Origin of the sequence: Delftia sp. WSY_10, assembly GCF_043104705.1 — a bacterium.
GTDB lineage: Bacteria > Pseudomonadota > Gammaproteobacteria > Burkholderiales > Burkholderiaceae_C > Comamonas > Comamonas tsuruhatensis.
In genome coordinates this window covers 665,317-682,567 of record NZ_JBICKY010000056.1, presented here as the reverse complement: position 1 = coordinate 682,567, position 17,251 = coordinate 665,317, and the positions used below count along the sequence as shown (strand labels likewise).

General features: G+C 69.6%; 17 protein-coding genes. 8 read left to right on the top strand and 9 right to left on the bottom strand.

All coding sequences use genetic code 11. The features are described 5' to 3' along the window. Window positions 1-41 precede the first annotated feature (41 nt). On the top strand, window positions 42-959 hold the full coding sequence (locus tag ACF8ML_RS25755) for a LysR family transcriptional regulator (protein ID WP_197953279.1): 918 nt from the start codon (window positions 42-44) through the stop codon (window positions 957-959). Between the two features lies 1 nt (window position 960). On the opposite strand, the gene ACF8ML_RS25750 is transcribed toward ACF8ML_RS25755, so the two are convergent. The 8 genes from ACF8ML_RS25750 to ACF8ML_RS25715 all read right to left on the bottom strand — a co-directional run bounded on the left by ACF8ML_RS25750 (window position 961) and on the right by ACF8ML_RS25715 (window position 6,778). Then, a complete protein-coding gene (locus tag ACF8ML_RS25750; RefSeq protein ID WP_012203321.1) occupies window positions 961-1,320 on the bottom strand; it encodes a YXWGXW repeat-containing protein in 360 nt (119 codons plus the stop codon). 128 nt (window positions 1,321-1,448) lie between these two features. Next, window positions 1,449-1,874, bottom strand: coding sequence for a type II toxin-antitoxin system VapC family toxin (locus ACF8ML_RS25745; RefSeq protein WP_016450295.1), 426 nt, complete (start codon window positions 1,872-1,874; stop codon window positions 1,449-1,451). Beyond that, a complete protein-coding gene (locus tag ACF8ML_RS25740; RefSeq protein WP_016450294.1) occupies window positions 1,874-2,131 on the bottom strand; it encodes a type II toxin-antitoxin system Phd/YefM family antitoxin in 258 nt (85 codons plus the stop codon). The genes ACF8ML_RS25745 and ACF8ML_RS25740 overlap by 1 nt, the downstream gene beginning before the upstream one ends. Window positions 2,132-2,284: 153 nt before the next feature. Further along, window positions 2,285-3,163, bottom strand: a complete 879-nt coding sequence (gene htpX / locus ACF8ML_RS25735) for a protease HtpX (protein WP_013804154.1) — start codon at window positions 3,161-3,163, stop codon at window positions 2,285-2,287. A gap of 82 nt (window positions 3,164-3,245) precedes the next feature. Beyond that, a complete protein-coding gene (locus ACF8ML_RS25730; protein WP_392408338.1) occupies window positions 3,246-4,055 on the bottom strand; it encodes a DUF3025 domain-containing protein in 810 nt (269 codons plus the stop codon). After that, a complete protein-coding gene (locus tag ACF8ML_RS25725) occupies window positions 4,052-4,960 on the bottom strand; it encodes an NYN domain-containing protein (RefSeq protein ID WP_016451781.1) in 909 nt (302 codons plus the stop codon). Before ACF8ML_RS25725 ends, ACF8ML_RS25730 begins: the two co-directional genes overlap by 4 nt. A 33-nt stretch (window positions 4,961-4,993) precedes the next feature. Further along, complete coding sequence (pyrC, locus tag ACF8ML_RS25720; protein ID WP_392408337.1) at window positions 4,994-6,034, bottom strand: dihydroorotase; 1,041 nt, start codon at window positions 6,032-6,034, stop codon at window positions 4,994-4,996. Window positions 6,035-6,040: 6 nt separating this feature from the next. After that, on the bottom strand, window positions 6,041-6,778 hold the full coding sequence (locus ACF8ML_RS25715; RefSeq protein ID WP_016451782.1) for a Crp/Fnr family transcriptional regulator: 738 nt from the start codon (window positions 6,776-6,778) through the stop codon (window positions 6,041-6,043). Window positions 6,779-6,930: 152 nt separating this feature from the next. On the opposite strand from ACF8ML_RS25715, the gene ACF8ML_RS25710 reads away from it, so the two are divergent. The 7 genes from ACF8ML_RS25710 to ACF8ML_RS25680 are packed head-to-tail and all read left to right on the top strand — an operon-like array spanning window position 6,931 to window position 16,189. Next, entirely contained in the window at window positions 6,931-7,995 is a 1,065-nt protein-coding gene (locus tag ACF8ML_RS25710; RefSeq protein WP_392408336.1) for a porin, read from the top strand. 9 nt (window positions 7,996-8,004) lie between these two features. Then, window positions 8,005-10,122, top strand: a complete 2,118-nt coding sequence (locus tag ACF8ML_RS25705) for an acetate--CoA ligase family protein (protein WP_392408335.1) — start codon at window positions 8,005-8,007, stop codon at window positions 10,120-10,122. Beyond that, window positions 10,119-11,141 (top strand): Bug family tripartite tricarboxylate transporter substrate binding protein, encoded by a 1,023-nt coding sequence (locus tag ACF8ML_RS25700; RefSeq protein ID WP_392408334.1) that lies wholly within the window; start codon window positions 10,119-10,121, stop codon window positions 11,139-11,141. Before ACF8ML_RS25705 ends, ACF8ML_RS25700 begins: the two co-directional genes overlap by 4 nt. Before the next feature lie 25 nt (window positions 11,142-11,166). Further along, complete coding sequence (locus ACF8ML_RS25695; protein WP_047472823.1) at window positions 11,167-12,552, top strand: DUF1254 domain-containing protein; 1,386 nt, start codon at window positions 11,167-11,169, stop codon at window positions 12,550-12,552. A gap of 8 nt (window positions 12,553-12,560) precedes the next feature. Further along, the gene (locus ACF8ML_RS25690; RefSeq protein ID WP_392408332.1) at window positions 12,561-13,898 is read left to right on the top strand and encodes a DUF1254 domain-containing protein; all 1,338 of its coding nucleotides are present in this window, start codon (window positions 12,561-12,563) and stop codon (window positions 13,896-13,898) included. Continuing rightward, window positions 13,895-15,148 carry an alkyl sulfatase dimerization domain-containing protein gene (locus ACF8ML_RS25685; protein WP_392408331.1) on the top strand — a complete coding sequence of 418 codons (1,254 nt, stop codon included), beginning with the start codon at window positions 13,895-13,897 and terminating at the stop codon, window positions 15,146-15,148. The genes ACF8ML_RS25690 and ACF8ML_RS25685 overlap by 4 nt, the downstream gene beginning before the upstream one ends. Window positions 15,149-15,199: 51 nt before the next feature. Next, the gene (locus tag ACF8ML_RS25680; RefSeq protein WP_392408329.1) at window positions 15,200-16,189 is read left to right on the top strand and encodes a Bug family tripartite tricarboxylate transporter substrate binding protein; all 990 of its coding nucleotides are present in this window, start codon (window positions 15,200-15,202) and stop codon (window positions 16,187-16,189) included. A 4-nt stretch (window positions 16,190-16,193) separates the two neighbouring features. Here the strand turns inward: ACF8ML_RS25680 and ACF8ML_RS25675 are convergent, their stop codons facing one another. Next, on the bottom strand, window positions 16,194-17,222 hold the full coding sequence (locus ACF8ML_RS25675; RefSeq protein ID WP_126311318.1) for a tripartite tricarboxylate transporter substrate binding protein: 1,029 nt from the start codon (window positions 17,220-17,222) through the stop codon (window positions 16,194-16,196). Between the last annotated feature and the right edge of the window lie 29 nt (window positions 17,223-17,251).

The following is a 17,251-nucleotide window of genomic DNA, read 5'->3' as shown; positions in this document are numbered from 1 at the left end:
TTTCATAGGCTGTGGGCGAAGCAAAGTATCTGGACATACCTATGGATCTGAACTCGCTGACCCTGCTGGTGGAAATCATCGATAGCGGCAATCTGAGCCAGGCGGCGCGCAAGCTGAAGATGACGCGGGCCAATGTGAGCTATCACCTGACGCAGCTCGAAAAATCGGTGGGGGTGCAGCTGGTGCGGCGCACCACGCGGCGCGTGGAGCCTACCGAGGTGGGGCTGCGGATGTACGAGCATGGCCGCGCGATCCAGAACGAGATGATGTCGGCGCGCGAGACGATCACGTCGCTGGGCCAGGGGATGGCAGGGCGCGTGGGGCTGAGCGTGCCCAGCGGCTATGGACAGATCGTGATGAGCGACTGGCTGATCGAGTTCAAGCGGCTGTATCCGGCCATCGTGCTGGATGTGCTGTTCGAGAACCGGGCCGACCATTTGCGCGACGAGGTGGACATCGCCATCCGCGTGATCCAGGAGCCGCCGCTGTCGGTGATTGCGCGCAGCCTGGGCAATGTGCACTACGTGGCCTGCGCCTCACGCGAGTATGCGCAGCAGCACGGCCTGCCCGCCACGCTCTACGAGCTGCGCAACAGCCCGCTGATCACGGCCGGCGTGATGGGCCGCCAGCTGCGCCTGTCGGCCTACCAGGGAACGGACCGCCAGGAGGTGCTGCTGGCGCCGACCATGATCTCCGAGCACTTCCCCTTCCTGCGTCAGGGCATTCTGGCGGGCCTGGGCGTGGGCCTGGTGCCCGACTACGTGGTGCAGGACAAGGTGGCCAGCGGCGAGGTGGTGCTGACCCTGCAGGAGTACCGCCTGAGCATCTTCGGCACCCACATGTACCTGCTGTACCTGCCCGACCGCCACCAGACGCGGGCCGTGCGCACCTGCATCGACTTCCTGCTGGCCAAGGCCGGCCAGGGCGGCAGCGGCAGCGGCGACGCTGCTGCCACCTGAATCAGCGGCGGTACCAGCCGCCCGGACGCTGGTACCAGCCACGCGGGCCATGGTCCCAGCCGTGCGGACGCCAGGCATAGCCGGGATGCGGCGGCGCGGCCCAGTAGCCGGGGCGCCAGGCATAGCGGCCGCCACCCCAGCCCCAGGAGCCGCCGATCCAGACATGGACGGGCGAGGGAGCGACCGGAATGACCTCGGTCTGCAGGGGCGGCGGCGCCATGGGCGCGTAGACCACCTCGCCCGAAGGACCTACGGGATAGGCAGGCGCCACCACGCAGCCGGTCAATGCCACGGTGGCGGCAGCCAGGACCAGGGCCGGAACCAGGCGACGGCCCGGCGTTTGAATCGATACAGACTTCACGATGCACTCCTGGCCGCACTTCGGGCGGCCATGCAGATACAACGAAAAAGCCCCTGCCGGTTGTTGACAGGGGCTTGTGAAGCCTGGGTAAAGATCAAGTCTGGCTGTACGTGGGGTTGAGACGGGCCCTACATCCAAGGGTTCAAGACGCGCACTCCATGAACTTGGAACGGCTCGAAGTCCTTGATGTTGCGGGTGACCACGCACAAGCCATGCACCTTCGCCGTGGCCGCGATCAGGCTGTCGGCCAGCGGCCGCGGCGCAGGCACGTGGTAGGCCGCGTTTTCCATGGCCACCATCGCATCCACTGGCAGTACACGCCCCTGAAAGGCCGTGAACACGCGCTCCACCAGCCAGCGGCGCAGCACCTGCCCGGCAATCGGGTCTTGCCGGGCTTTCAACTGCACGCCTTTCTCCAGCTCCATCAGCGTGATCGCGCTGATGAAAAGGGACTCGGCCGCGACCGATTGCGCCCAGGCCACAACGCCATCGTTCGCGCGGCCCGACGATGCCTTGCGCAGTTCGGAAACGACGTTGGAGTCCACCAGATACATCAGGACAGGTCCACGGCGCGCGGCAAATCCTTCGCGCGCTCAATGTCAAAATCGATATCGGCGGCCTCGGGCATGGCCAGCAATTGAAGAATGTTCCGGGTCTGCCCCGACAGTTCACGGAATTTCTCAATGCTCATCAGCACGTGGGCAGGTTGCCCCCGGTCCAGGATGTAGACCACGTCGTCACCACTGGCCGCTTTCTTGGCAGCGGAAACATGCTGGTTGAATTCACGGCTGCTGAAGGTCGAAATCTGCATGACGCACCTCCGTCAAAGAAAATGCTTGTACGTTACTACATTCGCATAAATGCAGCACCGGACAAGCATTTCTGATGGGGCTTCGGAAAGCGGAGCCCAGTCGATGACCGGGCCCCACTGGACAGGCTCCAGCGTGTCGAACCTGATCCTGAATCAGAGGTTCTGCGCGTTTTGCAGCGCGGCAATGCGCTCTTCGATCGGCGGGTGGGTCGAGAACAGCTTGCCGATGCCACCGGCAATGCCCATGGCGGCCACGCTCTTGGGCAGCTCGCCGGGGTGCATGCCGCCCAGGCGGGCCAGGGCGTTCATCATGGGCTGCTTGCGGCCCATGAGCTGGGCGGCACCCGCGTCGGCGCGGAATTCGCGCTGGCGCGAGAACCAGGCCACGATGATGGCGGCCAGGAAGCCCAGTACGATGTCCAGCACGATGGTGGTCACGTAGTAGCCGATGCCGGGACCCGAGCTGCTTTCGTCGTTCTTGCGCAGGAAGCTGTCCACGGCATAGCCGATGACGCGCGACAGGAAGACCACGAAGGTGTTCATCACGCCCTGGATCAGGGTCATGGTCACCATGTCGCCATTGGCGATGTGGGCGACCTCGTGGCCGATCACGGCCTCCACCTCTTCGCGCGTCATGCCTTCCAGCAGGCCCGTGGACACGGCCACCAGGGCCGAGTTCTTGAAGGCGCCGGTGGCGAAGGCATTGGGCTCGCCCTCGTAGATGCCGACTTCGGGCATGCCGATGCCGGCACGGTCGGCGAAGCCGCGCACGGTGTTGACGATCCAGGCCTCATCGGCGTTGCGCGGCTCATTGATCACGTGCACGCCCGAGCTCCACTTGGCCAGCGGCTTGGAGATCAGCAGCGAGATGATGGCGCCGCCAAAGCCCATGATGAAGGCGAAGCCCAGCAGGGCCCCGAGGTTCAGGCCATTGGAGGTCAGGAAGCGGTTGACGCCCAGCAGGCTGGCGACGATGCCCAGCACCACCACGACGGCGACGTTGGTCAATAGAAAAAGTGCGATGCGTTTCATCAGTGGGTTCTCCACAAAGTGGGGAAAGGGGGAAGGATCTGGGCCCTGCAGCGTTGAAAAGTGAGGGCCGCACCGGCTGTTTTCAAGCCGGGTCCTGCGCCGTTGTCATTCCTTGTTGTGATGCTTGTACGGAACGGGGCGCCCGGAACACGAGAGAGTCATCATAGAAGGAAAAGTTCTCGTTTTCGCGCCACCAGCCGGGCACGCCCAGCACCGGCAAGGGCGCAAAAGGCTTGGCCGCCAGCGTGTCCGGCTCCAGCCAGGCGCTGGCGGCCAGCCAGGCGTCGATATCCGCTGCGCCAGAAGCCGGCGTGACGCCTGCACCATCCGTGTGCACGCACAGCACATGGGCCGTGATGGGCTTGCGCGGCTGCACCAGCTTTTCCAGCAGCGCATGGCCTATGGGCAGCAGCCTGGCCTGGCGCCATAGTGCGCGCTGCTCCACGAAGAGCTGGTGCCAGCGCCGGTGGCGCAGCGCCTCGCACAGCGCGGCCGGCGCCAGCAGCAGGGCGCCGTTCTCGTCCAGCACGGTGACGGCATCGCGCAGCGGCCCGCGCTGCGCGCCCACGCCCGCCTGGGCAATGGCGCCGGCCTGCAGGGCATTGCAGCGCTGCTTGAGCGCAGGCCAGCGCAGCCAGATCAGGCCGTTGAAGAAGTCATGCAGGTTGTCGCGCGTGGGAATGCAGTGCGTCTCGAAGATGAATTGCTCGTAGGCCATGCCTTCGGGCAGATCGTGCTGGGGCACAAAGCGCCAGGGCAGCGCCTGTGCGTCGGCCAGTGACTGCAAGGCCTGCCAGACCGGCCGGCCCTGCGCAACCTGCAGGCAGGCCGCCCTGCCCTGCGTTTGCAGCCCCTGCAGCCAGGGCGCATTCCAGTCGATGGGAAACGTCAATTGCCGGACGGCCTGGACTGCGCCTTGGCCAGGCGCTTGTCACGCACGGCCACGCGCGAGGTGCCTTCGTCGCGCATCTCGAAGGCCTGCGTGGCCGCCAGCAGCTTGGTGAGCGTGGCATAGCCGTAGTTGCGCGCATCGAACGAGGCCTTGTTGCCGATCTGCGCTCCCACGGCGCCCACATGGGCCCAGCCGCTTTCGTCCTGCGTGGCGTTGACGGCGCTGCGCAGCATGTTCAGCAGGCGCGTGTCCTGGCGCAGCTCCTGCGAAGGAACGCGCAGGCAGGGGCGCTGCGGCTCGGGAGCGGACAAGGAGGCAGGTGCCTGCTCGGCCTGGGCCGGCGCGCGTTCCTTGCCGGCACCGTTGGGCGGCTGGGGCGCGGCGGCGGCCGATGCAGCCACGGGCGGCACCGCCGCCTGGCCTGCCTCATGCGCGGCGTCCTGGCCATTGCCGTTGGCGGGCGCCGCCTCGCCCAGCGCTTCCAGGTACAGGAAGCGCGAGCAGGCATTGACGAAGGGTTGGGGTGTCTGCGCCATGCCGAAGCCGTAGACGGCCGCGCCCTTGGAGCGCAGGTGCATCACCAGCGGGGTGAAGTCGGCGTCGGAGGAGACGATGCCGAAGGCGTCGGGCCGCTCGGTGTAGAGCAGCTCCATGGCGTCCACGGTCATCGCCATGTCGGTGGCGTTCTTGTGCTTGGAGTAGTCGAACTGCTGCATGGGCCGCAGTGCGAAATCCAGCAGCTTGCGCTGCCAGCCGCTGAGCGAATGCTTGGTCCAGTTGCCGTAGGCGCGGCGGATGTCGATGACGCCGAAGGTCGACAGCTCGGTCAGGATCTCGTCGATCATCTCGGCCGGCGCGTTGTCGGCGTCGATCAGCAGGGCGATGCGCGGTTGCGGCTCAGGCATGGCAATCCTCTGGCGGGTGGCAGTCCCGCCAGCTTAAACCAGCTTCCAGGGCAGGGCTTCGCCGGAGCGCAGCGGCTTCAGTTGCGCCTCGCCGAAGGCGAAGCTGTCCGGCGGCGTCCAGCTCTCGCGCACCAGGGTGATCTTGCCGGTGTTGCGCGGCAGGCTGTAGAAGTCCGGGCCGTTGAAGCTGGCGAAGGCTTCGAGCTTGTCCAGCGCGCCGGCATTGTCGAAGGCCTCGGCATACATCTCGATGGCGGCATGGGCGCTGTAGCAGCCCGCGCAGCCCGTGGCGTGTTCCTTGAGATGGGCCGCGTGCGGCGCGCTGTCCGTGCCCAGGAAGAACTTGGGCAGGCCGCTGGTGGCTGCCTCGACCAGGGCCAGGCGGTGCGTCTCGCGCTTGAGCACGGGCAGGCAGTAGTAGTGGGGACGGATGCCGCCCGTGAAGATGGCGTTGCGGTTGAACAGCAGATGCTGGGGCGTGATGGTGGCGCCCACGAAGCGGTCGGCCTCGGTCACGTACTGGGCGGCTTCGCGCGTGGTGATGTGCTCGAAGACGATCTTGAGTTCGGGGAAGTCGCGGCGCAGCGGGATCAGGTGCTGGTCGATGAAGGCGGCTTCGCGGTCGAACAGGTCGATGTCGCTGCTGGTGACTTCGCCGTGCACCAGCAGCAGCAGGCCTTCGCGCTGCATGGCTTGCAGCGTGGGGTAGATCTTGCGCAGGTCGGTGACGCCGTGGTCGCTGTTGGTGGTGGCGCCTGCCGGGTAGAGCTTGCAGGCCACGACGCCGGCCGCCTTGGCGCGCACGATTTCCTCGGGCGGCAGGTTGTCGGTGAGGTACAGCGTCATCAGCGGCTCGAAGACCATGCCCTCGGGCACGGCCGAGAGAATGCGCTGCTTGTACTCCAGCGCCTGCTCGGCGGTGGTCACCGGCGGCTTGAGGTTGGGCATGATGATGGCGCGCGCAAACTGCGCGGCCGTATGCGGCACCACGCTGCGCATGGCTTCGCCATCGCGCACGTGCAGGTGCCAGTCATCGGGACGGGTGATCGTGAGGGTGTCGGTGGAGGCGGTCATGGTGCGCTATTGTCCCATTGCCGGGCCGGCTGCGGCCGCGCGCCCCAGGCCGGCAAGATCGACCAGCGTCAGCCGCCCATAGGCGGCCTGCAGCAGGCCGCGCTGCTCCAGCAGGCGCAGCTCCTTGTTGATGGTCTGGCGCGATACCGACAGCATGGCGGCCAGATCGCTCTGCGAGATGCGCAGCACCACGCCCTGCCCGTCGGGCGCGGGCTGGCCATGCGTGGGGGCCAGCCGCGCCAGCAGCTCGGCCACGCGGTTGTCAATGTTGCTGAAGGCGTGGCGCTGCTGGACGACGATCAGCTCGTGCATGCGTGCCAGCACCAGCAGGCAGATGTCCTTCCACAGCAGCGGATGGGCATCGAGCAGGGCCAGGAAAGACTCGCCGGGGATCTCCACCAGCACGGTGGGCTGGTGCGCGTGGTAGTCGTAGACGAATTGCGTGTGCTCCAGCAGCCGCGCCAGGCCGACGATGTCGCCCGCGCTGTGCATGGACAGCACGAAGCGCGAGCCCGTGGCGTCCACGCCGCCCACTTCCACGCAGCCCGAAGCCACCACCAGCACCTCGCGCCGCTTGGGGTCGGCGGCGCGCACCTGCTGGTGGCGCTCGTAGCGGCCCAGGCGGGACAGCGCCGTCAGCTCATCGAGCACCTCGGGCGGCCAGTTGCGCAGCATGCGGCACAGGCCCAGGGCGCGGCGGATCAGCGCCGAAGGGTCGGCCACGGGAGCAGGCTTGGAGCGCATGGTTCTCTCACGATGTCGAAGGCCCCGGGTTAGTCCGGTGCCCATGTACCGCCATTTGTCAATGGCTTGACAGAGTGCATCCCTGTCGCTCGGGATAGTAGCAAGCAAGCCACCGGGCAAAGCATCCGGGGCGCTACCAAGGAGACAAGTTCGTGAAGCACAAGCATTGGCTGGCCGCCGGCGGCATGGCGGCCCTGGGCATGTCCGCGTGGGCCCAGGGCAGCGTGGAGATGTTCGGCATCGTCGACGTCCACATCAACAGCGCAAGGTCGGGCGCCACGCGCCTGAGCCGGCTGGAGGACGGGGGCAGCGCGGCATCGCGCATCGGCTTTCGCGGCAGCGAGGACCTGGGCGGCGGCCTGCGTGCCCAGTTCATGCTGGAGGCCGGCGTGGCGCCGGACACGGGCCAGGGCACCCTTCCCGGCCCGGGCCTGGCCTTCACGCGCCAGGCCTGGGTGGGGCTGAACAGCGGCTGGGGCGCCGTGGAGATGGGCCGCATGTACACGCCCATGTTCGGCGCGCTGTTCCGGGCCGATCCGCTGGGCATGAACGCGCTGTTTTCCTCGCTGAACCTGGTGTCGGCCACCGATGCCCAGGCCGGCCTGCGGCCGTTTGCGGCGCGGGCCAACAACCTGGTGCGCTACCGCACGCCGGCAGGCCAGCCCTGGCTGGCGGACCTGGCCTATTCCTTTGGCGAAGTGGCTTCGCCGAACAGCAGCAACGGCCGCCTCTACGGCGCCACGCTGGGCTGGAACCAGAAGCCCTGGTTCCTGGCCTACAGCTTCCAGAAGTCCGTGGAAGGCAGCGCCGCCGCACCCGTGGCCGCGCCCGCCACCAGCCAGTACCAGGCGTTGTCGGCCAGCTGGGAAGCCCTGAATGGGCTGCGCCTGACGGGCAACTACGTCATCAACCGCGTGGACCGCGCCGGCACACCCAAGGCGAGGCTGGCCCAGTTGGGCGCCGATTGGAGCGTGGATGCGCGCTCCAAGCTGCTGGTCTCGGTGGCGCGGCGCGAGGTGGGCGGCACGGACCGCGCCCAGAACACCTGGACGCTGGGCTACGACTACGCGCTGAGCAAGCGCACCGTGCTCTACGCACGCTGGCTGCAGCTGGGCAACGCGGCCAATGCCTCGGCCGCCATCGCCAACGTGCCGGTGGCCGCCAACAGCGGCGACGGCGTGCGGTCCCTGGCGCTGGGCGTGCGCCACAACTTCTGAGGGACACACATGACCGACAGCCATTGCTTCGACACTTCCCGGCTCGACGCGCTGTTCGCGCCGCGCTCCATCGCCGTGGTCGGCGCCTCGGACCAGGCCAGCAAGATCGGCGGCATTCCGCTGGACTACCTGCTGCGCTTCGGCTACGGCGGCGCGCTGTATGCGGTGAACCCGCGCGCCAGCCGCGTGCAGGGCCTGCCCGCGCACGAGCGGCTGGCCGCCATCGGCGCGCCGGTGGACCTGGCCATCGTCGCCGTGCCACAGTCGCAGGTGGCCGGCGTGCTGGAGGATGCGGCCGCCGCGCGCGTGCAGTCCATGGTGCTGTTTTCCTCGGGCTATGCCGAGACCGGCTCCGACGGCACGGCCGCCCAGCAGGCGCTGGCGCGGCGCGCGCAGGAGGCGGGCATACGCCTCATCGGCCCGAACTGCCTGGGCTTCATGCGCCCCGGCCACCAGGTCTACGCCACGTTCTCGCCCGCGCCGGGCGGCGGCCTGGTGCGGCCCGGGCGCATCGGCATAGTCAGCCAGTCGGGCGCCTTCGGGGCCTATGCCTACAGCCTGGCGCGCGAGCGCGGGCTGGGCCTGTCGCTGTGGGCCACCACGGGCAACGAGGCCGATGTGCAGCTGGCCGATGGCCTGGCCTGGCTGGCCCAGGACCCCGAGACCGACGTGATCATGGCCTACATGGAGGGCTGCCGCGACGGCCCCCGGCTGCGCGCGGCCCTGGCCCTGGCGCAGGAGCGCGGCAAGCCCGTGGTCATGTGCAAGGTGGGCACCAGCGCCCTGGGCGCGGCCGCCGCCGCATCGCACACGGCCTCGCTGGCGGGCAACGATGCCGTCTATGACGCGGTGTTCCGCCGCTACGGTGTGCTGCGCGCGCATTCCATCACCGACTTCTTCGCGCTGGCGGCCAGCGCCTCCATCGCGCGGGCCCCCAAGGGGCGGTCCATCGGACTGTTCACGGTCTCGGGCGGCGTGGGCGCCATGATGGCCGACGACGCCAGCGCAGCCGGCCTGGACGTGGCACCGCTGTCCGATGCGGCCCAGCGCCAGCTGCGCGAATGGGTGCCGTTTGCCGCGCCGCGCAACCCCGTGGACATCACGGGCCAGGTCACCAACGACATGACGCTGTTGGAGCGCAGTGCCCGCCTGATGCTGGCCGACCGGCAGTTCGACAGCTGGCTGGGCTTCTTCGCGGCAGGCGGCCTGTCCGACGCCTTCTGGCCCGTGCTGCAAAGCCTGGTGCAGACGCTGCGCACCCACCATCCGGACACCCTGCTGGCCGTCAGCACGCTGTGCCCGCCCGAGCGCCGCGATGCGCTGGAGGCGCTGGGCTGCCTGGTGTTTGCCGACCCGGGCGCGGCCATACGCTGCATTGGCGCGCTGGCCCGCCTGCATGAAACACCGCAGGCTCTGCCCGCGATGGCCGATGCAGGCAGCGCACTGCACCTGCCGGCGGGCACGCTGTCGGAGCAGCGCAGCATGGCCCTGCTGGCCGAGGCCGGCGTGCCCGTGGTGCCGCACCGGCTGGTGCGCACGGCGGCCGAGGCAGCGCAGGCCGCGCAGGAGATGGGCGGACGCATTGCCCTCAAGGTCTGCAGCGATGCCATCGCCCACAAGTCCGACGTGGGCGGCGTGGCACTGAACCTGGCGGATGCGGCCGGCGCCCAGGCCGCCTTCGACCGCATCCTGGCCAATGCGCGCCAGGCCCGGCCCGATGCGCACATCGACGGCGCGCTGGCCGCCCCCATGGTGCAGGGCGGCGTGGAGTGCATCGCCGGCGTGCACCGCGACCCGGTGTTCGGCCCGGTGCTGATGTTCGGGCTGGGCGGCATCCATGCCGAGATCCTGCGCGATGTCTCGCTGCGCCTGCTGCCCATCACGCGCGACGACGCGCTGGCCATGGTGCGCGAGCTGCGGGCCTTTGCCGTGCTGGACGGCGCGCGCGGCCGCCCCCGCGTGGACCTGGACAGCATTGCCGACACGCTGTGCGCCCTGGCCGGCTTTGCGCAGCGCGCAGGCGCCACGCTGGAAAGCGCCGAGATCAACCCCCTGATCGCCCGCCCGCGCGAGGACGGCGGCTGCGTGGCCGTCGATGCGCTGGTCATCGGCAGGGAGGCTGCATGAAAGCCAATGCCCATTCCATCGCCCGCCCGGAGGCCACCATGAACACGCCCCTGCTGCGCACCGCCGCGCTGACCTGCCTTGCCCTGGCCTGCAGCGCCGCGCTGGCCCAGGAGGGCTATCCCGCCCGGCCCGTGCGCATCGTCGTGCAATACCAGGCAGGCGGCTCCACCGACACCGTGGCGCGCATCCTGGCCGAGGGCCTGGCCAAGCGCCTGGGCCAGCCCGTGGTGGTGGACAACCGCAGCGGCGCGGGCGGCATCATCGGCACCGAGCATGTGGCCAAGAGCGTGCCCGACGGCCACACCCTGCTGCTGACCGTGCCCGGGCCCATCACGGCCAACCTGGTGCTCTACAAGAAGCTGCCCTACGACCCGCGCACCGAGCTGCGCATGGTCTCGGACGTGGTCTCGCCCTCCATGGTGATGGCCGTCAATCCGGCCGTGCCGGCCAGGGACTTCAAGGGCCTGGTCGAGGCCGTGCGCCAGTCGCCGGGCAAGTACGCCATGGGTTCCTGGGGGGCGGGCACGCAGCCGCACCAGGTCCAGGTCTTCATGGACAAGGCCTACGGCCTGCAGTCGCTGCACGTGGCCTACAAGGGCGAGGGGCCCATGTCCATCGACCTGATCAGCGGCGTGATCCAGATGACGCTGGGCTCGGCCGCCACGCTCAAGCCCTTCATCGACGCCGGCAAGCTGCGCGCCCTGGCCGTGGCCGGACCGCGCCGCAGCAAGGCCCTGCCCGATGTGCCCACCTTTGCCGAGCAGGGCTACCGCGAGCCCGTGTATGCCATCACGGGATCGATCTCGCTGATGGCGCCCGCGCGCACGCCCGACGCCATCGTCGAACGCCTGGGCCGCGAGGTCGCCGCCGTGATGCGCGAGCCCCAGGTGCGCCAGCGTGTCGAGGCGCTGGGCCTGGAGGCCCAGGGCAACAGCCCGGCCGAGGCCAGCGCCGCCTACGCCGCCTTCTTGCCCGTGGCGCTGGACCTGGCGCGCTCCACGGGCGTGACCCTCGACTGACCCCCCTCCTGCCCTGAAGAAAACAATGGACATGAACCCGACCCCTCCCTCCCTGCCCGAAGTCCGCCGTGCCCTGGCGCGCTCCATCGGCCTGGCCGCCTTTGTCTACGGCTATCCGCTGATAGAGACCTACCGCACCTGCCGCCTGCAGACCGATGCCGGCGCCGCACGTGCCACCGGTTTGGGCCTGGACATGCGCGGCGACTTCGACACGCTGCACCACAGCCAGCGCCCCTCCACCCATGAGGACCGCGACGTGGTCACGCCCGCCAACGACCTGCTGTACTCGCTGGCCTGGATCCACCTGGCCGACGGCCCGCGCCTGCTGACCGTGCCCTCCAGCGCCGCGCATCCGGGCCGCTATTTCGTGCTGGCCCTGTACGACGCCTATACCGAGAATTTCGAGAACCTGGGACCGCGCAACTGCGCGCCCGAAGGCGAGACCGTGGTCCTGGTCGGGCCGGGCGGCCAGGTGCCGGAGCATCTGGCCGGCCACCGTCTGGTGCACTGCCCCAGCAACCTGGTCTGGCTCATCGGCCGCACCGTGGTGGGCGATGCGCCCGACTGGCCTGCAGCCCGCGCACTGCAGGCCGACATCCGGCTGGAGCCCGCGCCGGGCGTGCCGAAAGGAGGCCGCCCGGCCGCCGTCACGAACTGGGTCGGCCCGCCCGTGGACGCCATGGCGGCCGCCTTCGAGAACCAGGAGCCTGCGGCCGAGGTTGCGCCGCGCTTTTTCACCAACCTCTGCCATGCACTGGCCGAGGCGCCCGGACGCAAGGAGGACCAGGGGCTGCTGGCCTGGTTCGGCCAGGCCGGCCTGGTGGCCAGCGCCCACATGGCGTGGGAGCAGCTGGAGGAGCCCGTGCGCGAAGGCCTGACCGAGGGCTTTGCCGACGGCGTGCGCACCGTGGCCGCCATGGGGCGCAACCGCCGTCCCCGGCCCTGGACCATGACGCCGTCCACCGGCCGCTACGGCAGCGAGTACCTGGGCCGCGCACGCACCGCCTACCTGGGCCTGGGCGCGCTGGCCACCAGCGAGGCCATCTACGCGGCCGCCCACCACGACGCAGGCCTGCAGCCGCTGGACGGCAGCCAGCGCTATGTGCTGCGCTTCAATGCCGCCGACATGCCGCCGGCCGACGCCTTCTGGTCCGTCACGCTGTACGACGCCGACCGCTTTCTCTACGGCAACGAGATCGGCCGCCACTCCATCGGCGACCGCACGCCGGGCTTGCTGCGCGAGGCCGACGGCAGCCTGCAGATCGACCTGGGCCATGCCCGGCCGGCACAGGGCGCCGCCAACTGGCTGCCCACGCCGCACGGGCGCTTCTACCTCATCCTGCGCATGTACCACCCGCAGGCAGGCGCGCACCAATGGCCTGTTCCGCCCCTGCAGCCCGTGGCCGCATGAGACACGCCATGGACCTGAGCACCCTGGCCGAGGAGGCCGTCATCCACACCTGCCCGCTGTACGAGATGCGCCGCATGCGCGCGGCCACCTCGCCCCGGCGCAATGCGGCGGGCGAGGCTGCGCCCGCACCGCTGCGCTGGTGCAACCAGTTCGTGCATGCGCGCCAGCTGCTGCGCGCCGGCACCAGCCGCGTGGTCACGCCCAACAACGACACGCTCTACACCAACGCCTGGCTGGACCTGGGCGCCGGGCCGCTGGTGATCGACGTGCCCGACACGGCGGGCCGCTACTACGTGCTGGGCCTGCTGGACTTCTTCACCAACCCCTTCGCCCACCTGGGCCAGCGCCTGACGGGCACGGCGGCGCGCTCCTTCCTTGTCACGCCGCCCGGCTGGCAGGGGACGCTGCCGCCACCGTTCGATGCGCCCGGCGCACACATTGCCGCGCCCACGCCCTGGCTGTGGGTGATAGGCCGCATCCTGGTCGATGGCGAGCACGACCTGCCCGCCGTGCACGCGCTGCAGGACGGCTTTGCGGTGCGCCCGCTGGCCGACTGGCAGGCGGGCACTCCCTCGCAGGCCCGCGCCTTCGACCCGGACTGCGATCCCCAGGCCCCGCCAAATGCCGAGCACTATGCAGCCCAGGTGAATGCCGCCTTGCGCGACAACCCGCCACCAGAGGAACACACCGCACGGGTCGCGCGCTTTGCGGCCGTGGGCCTGGGCGCCGGGCTGGGCGCACCCGATGCGCAACAGCAAGCCGCACTGCAGCGCGCACTGGACAGCGTGCTGCCCCGGCTGCGCGCGGCCAGCACGGGCCGGCGCCTGGACTCGGGCTGGGAACTCCCCGCCCTGGTCGAAGGCAGTTTTGGCGACGACTTCCAGGCCCGCGCCGAGATTGCGCTCAAGTACATCGGCATGCTGGAAAGCCGCGAGGCCATCTACCCGCTGGCCTGGCATGACGCCCAGGGCCTGCCCCTGCACGGCAGCCGCCGCTACCGGCTGCGCTTTGCCCCAGGCGCGCTGCCGCCCGTGCAGGCCTTCTGGTCCCTGACCCTCTACGGCGCCCACGACTGCATGCTGGTGGACAACCCCATCGACCGCCATGCCATCGGCGACCGCACGCCGGGCCTGCGCCCCGACGCTGATGGCGATGGCGATGGCGATGGCGGGTTGACTATCCACATCAGCCACGCGCCACCGGCCAGCGAAGACCACCGCGCCAACTGGCTCCCCGCGCCGCGCGAAGGCTTTTACCTGTGCCTGCGCGCCTACATGCCCAGTCCCGAACTGCTGGACGGCCGCTACGCCCTGCCCCCCATCGAACCAGACCCGGAGACCCCATGAACGCCAGAGACGACGACAAGCCCTTCTTGCTGGTGGGCACCGGCAGCGAAACCGTGGCGCCGGGCCTGCACATAATGCGCGGCCAGGGCCAGTCCTTCGTGGCCGAGACCGACGCGGGCCTGGTGGTGATCGACGCCGGCCCCGGCGGCAAGGTCAGCCAGGACATGATCGCCAGCCTGCGCCAGCTCAGCGACGCGCCCGTGCATGCGCTGTGCTACAGCCACGGCCACATCGGCTACAACGCGGGCGTGCCCGCCTGGCTGGAGCATGCGGCCGCGCGCGGAGAGCCCGTGCCGCGCCTGATCGCGCACCGCAACCTGCCGCGCCGCCAGGCACGCTACCGCGAGACCCGGGCGCTGCAGCACCGCATGGCCGAGATCCAGTTCAACCGCAGCGCGGGCTTTTTCGAGCACCGGCTGGACATGCACGAGCCCACCGAAACCTTCGACACGCGGCTGGAGATAGGCAGCGGGGACAGCCGCATCGAGCTGTTCTGGGCGCCGTCCGAGACCGACGACGCCATCGCGCTGTGGAGCCCCGGCCAGCGCGTGCTGTACGGCGGCGCGGCGCTGCTGGACTCCATCCCCAACATCGGCACGCCCTTTCGCACGCTGCGCGACACCGTGCGCTGGGCCGACACGCTGCAGGCCATGGCCGCGCTGCGCCCGCTCAAGGCCGTGCGCGAGTTCGGTCCCGTGATCGAGGGCGAGCAGGCCGTGCAGCAGGTGCTGCTGCACACCGCACAGGCGCTGCGCTGGCTGCGCGCCGAAGTCGTGCGCCTGATGAACGAGGGCCTGAACGAGCAGCAGGTGCTCGCGGCCATGGACTATCCGCAGGAGCTGTTCGGCGTGGAGTGGATGAAGCCCACCTATGGCGACCCCAGCTACATCGTGCGCGACATCTACCGTTCGGAAAACGGCTGGTGGGACCGCAACCCGACCACGCTGCACCCGGCCCCGCCCGAGGCCGCAGGCGCCGCCATCGCCGATGCCATCACCGACAAGCCCGGCCTGGTGGCCAGCGCCCAGGCGCTGGCCGACGCGGGCCAGTGGCAGCTGGCCCTGCATGTGATCGACGTGCTGGCCACGGCGACCGGCGACGCGCCCGAGATCGGCCAGGCCCGCAGCCTCAAGGCCGCCTGGCTGCGCAAGCGTGCGCGCGAGGTGGACAGCTATGTCTCGCGCAACCTCTACCGCGTGGGAGCCGACATGATCGAGCAGGGCACGCAGGCGCGCCTGGGGCTGCGCTGACGGGGCCGCACACAGGCAAGGCGACACAAGGCGACACAAGGAGACAAGTGCATGAAGACGATGAAGAAGCACGGCATGGCCCTGGCACTGCTGCTGGCCATGGCCTGCACGGGCCACGCCCAGCCGGCGCAGGATGCCGGCAACTACCCCGCCCGCCCCGTCACGCTGATCGTGCCCACGGCCGCCGCCGGCGGCACGGACACCATCGCGCGGGTGTTTGCCGAAGGCCTGACCCGGCTGCTCAGGCAGCCCTTCGTGGTGGACAACCGGCCCGGCGCCAACGGCCTGGTCGGCGTGGAGCAGGCCGCGCGCGGCGCGCCGGACGGCTACCGGCTGCTGTTCACCTACACGGCGTCCATGGCCGTGAACCCCAGCCTTTACCGCAAGGTTCCGTATGACCCGATCAAGGACTTTGCGCCCATTGCGCAGATAGGGCGCGCCGGCAATCTGCTGCTGGTCTCGCGCGATCTGCCCGTGCACACGCTCAAGGAGTTCGTGGCCTATGCAAGCGCCCGGCCCGGCCAGCTCAGCTACTGTTCCTGGGGCCAGGGCTCGGGCGGGCACCTGACCATGGAATTCCTGCTCAAGCAGGCCGGCCTGCAGATGCAGCATGTGCCCTACAAGGGCAGCAGCCCCTGTGTGCAGGGCCTGCTGGGCGGGCAGGTGCAAGCGGCGTTTGCAGACACCTCTTCCACCGTGGAGCTGGTGCGTGCGGGCCGCGTGCGCGCCATCGCCCACAGCGGCGACAAGCGCATTCCCAGCCAGCCGGACCTGCCCAGCCTGACCGAGGCGGGCTACCCGTTCCACAACTATTCCTGGTACGGCGTCTTCGCGCCCGCCAAAACGCCGCAGCCCATCGTGGACAAGCTCAACGCCGCCATCAACCAGTTGCTGCAGGACCCGGCCACGGCCAAAAAGCTGGGCGAGCTCAACCTGACCGACCTGCCCCGGACCACGCCCGCGCAATTCGCCGACACGCTGCGCCAGGACCTGGCGGACTGGGGGCGGCTGGTGCGCGAGGTGGGTGTGCAGTTGGACTAGCAGCTCACTCGGCGACGATGCCCGTCCTGCGCACCACCTCGCCAAAGCGCTTGAGGCGGTCGGACATCATGGCCTCGAAGGCGGCGGGGCTCATTTCCTCGGGCGGGGTCACGCCCCGGTCCTGCAGGCTGGACACCATGGCCGGCGCCGTGGCGGCCTGGCGCACGGCCTTGAAGAGGACCTGCACCACGGGCGCGGGCGTGCCGGCCGGCGCAGCCAGGCCGGTCCATGAGCTCATGTTCAGCTGCGGGTAGCCCACCTCGGCCAGGGTGGGCACATCGGGCAGCTGCGCCACGCGCTGCTCGGAGGCCACGGCCAGGGCGCGCACCTTGCCTGCCTGGATGTGGGGCAGCATGGAGATGAGGTTGTCCAGGAACACCTGCACCTCGCCCGCCAGCACCGAGGTGACCAGCAGCGTGCCGCCCCGGTAGGGAACATGGGTGATGTCCAGGCCCGCATCGGCCTTGAACATCTCCATGTTGAGCTGGCCCATGCTGCCCGTGCCGCCGCTGCCGTAGTTGAGCTGGCCAGGGTGCTTTTTGGCATAGGCGATGAACTCCGCAAAGCTGCGGATGGGCAGGCTGGCGGGCACGACCAGCACATTGGGCAGGCGGCCCAGGATGGCGATGTTCTCGAAATCCTTGATGGGGTCGTAGCCCACTTTGGGCTGGGTCAGAGGATTGGCCAGGTGGCTGCTCTGCGAGGACACGACCAGGGTGTAGCCGTCCGGCTTGGCGCGCGCCACGGCCAGCGCGGCCACCGAGCCGCCCGCGCCGGGCCGGTTCTCCACGACGATGGGCACGCCCAGGATGCGTGCCATGGGCTCGGCGTACTGGCGTGCCATGGCATCCACCGAACCGCCCGGAGGGAACGGCACGATGAAGCTGATCTGGCGCGAGGGGTAGCCGGTGGCCTTGCCTTCGGCGGCCAGCGCCGCAAGCGGCGCCAGCATACCCAGGCCCAGCCCCGCGCCAAGCACGCGGCGGCGGGAAGGGTGGCTGGCAGCCTGGCGGGCGATAGGGGTCATGCTCATGTCTCCTCCTTATGGAAATACCTCGGCTG

Bases quoted from the DNA above. Each gene is read 5' to 3' on its own strand.
- ACF8ML_RS25725 (WP_016451781.1), bottom strand. From the start codon at position 4,960: ATGCCTGAGCCGCAACCGCGCATCGCCCTGCTGATCGACGCCGACAAC.
- ACF8ML_RS25745 (WP_016450295.1), bottom strand. From the start codon at position 1,874: ATGTATCTGGTGGACTCCAACGTCGTTTCCGAACTGCGCAAGGCATCG.
- htpX (WP_013804154.1), bottom strand. From the start codon at position 3,163: ATGAAACGCATCGCACTTTTTCTATTGACCAACGTCGCCGTCGTGGTG.
- ACF8ML_RS25695 (WP_047472823.1), top strand. From the start codon at position 11,167: ATGGACATGAACCCGACCCCTCCCTCCCTGCCCGAAGTCCGCCGTGCC.
- ACF8ML_RS25715 (WP_016451782.1), bottom strand. From the start codon at position 6,778: ATGCGCTCCAAGCCTGCTCCCGTGGCCGACCCTTCGGCGCTGATCCGC.
- ACF8ML_RS25700 (WP_392408334.1), top strand. From the start codon at position 10,119: ATGAAAGCCAATGCCCATTCCATCGCCCGCCCGGAGGCCACCATGAAC.
- pyrC (WP_392408337.1), bottom strand. From the start codon at position 6,034: ATGACCGCCTCCACCGACACCCTCACGATCACCCGTCCCGATGACTGG.
- ACF8ML_RS25685 (WP_392408331.1), top strand. From the start codon at position 13,895: ATGAACGCCAGAGACGACGACAAGCCCTTCTTGCTGGTGGGCACCGGC.
- ACF8ML_RS25740 (WP_016450294.1), bottom strand. From the start codon at position 2,131: ATGCAGATTTCGACCTTCAGCAGCCGTGAATTCAACCAGCATGTTTCC.
- ACF8ML_RS25705 (WP_392408335.1), top strand. From the start codon at position 8,005: ATGACCGACAGCCATTGCTTCGACACTTCCCGGCTCGACGCGCTGTTC.
- ACF8ML_RS25675 (WP_126311318.1), bottom strand. From the start codon at position 17,222: ATGAGCATGACCCCTATCGCCCGCCAGGCTGCCAGCCACCCTTCCCGC.
- ACF8ML_RS25680 (WP_392408329.1), top strand. From the start codon at position 15,200: ATGAAGACGATGAAGAAGCACGGCATGGCCCTGGCACTGCTGCTGGCC.
- ACF8ML_RS25755 (WP_197953279.1), top strand. From the start codon at position 42: ATGGATCTGAACTCGCTGACCCTGCTGGTGGAAATCATCGATAGCGGC.
- ACF8ML_RS25690 (WP_392408332.1), top strand. From the start codon at position 12,561: ATGGACCTGAGCACCCTGGCCGAGGAGGCCGTCATCCACACCTGCCCG.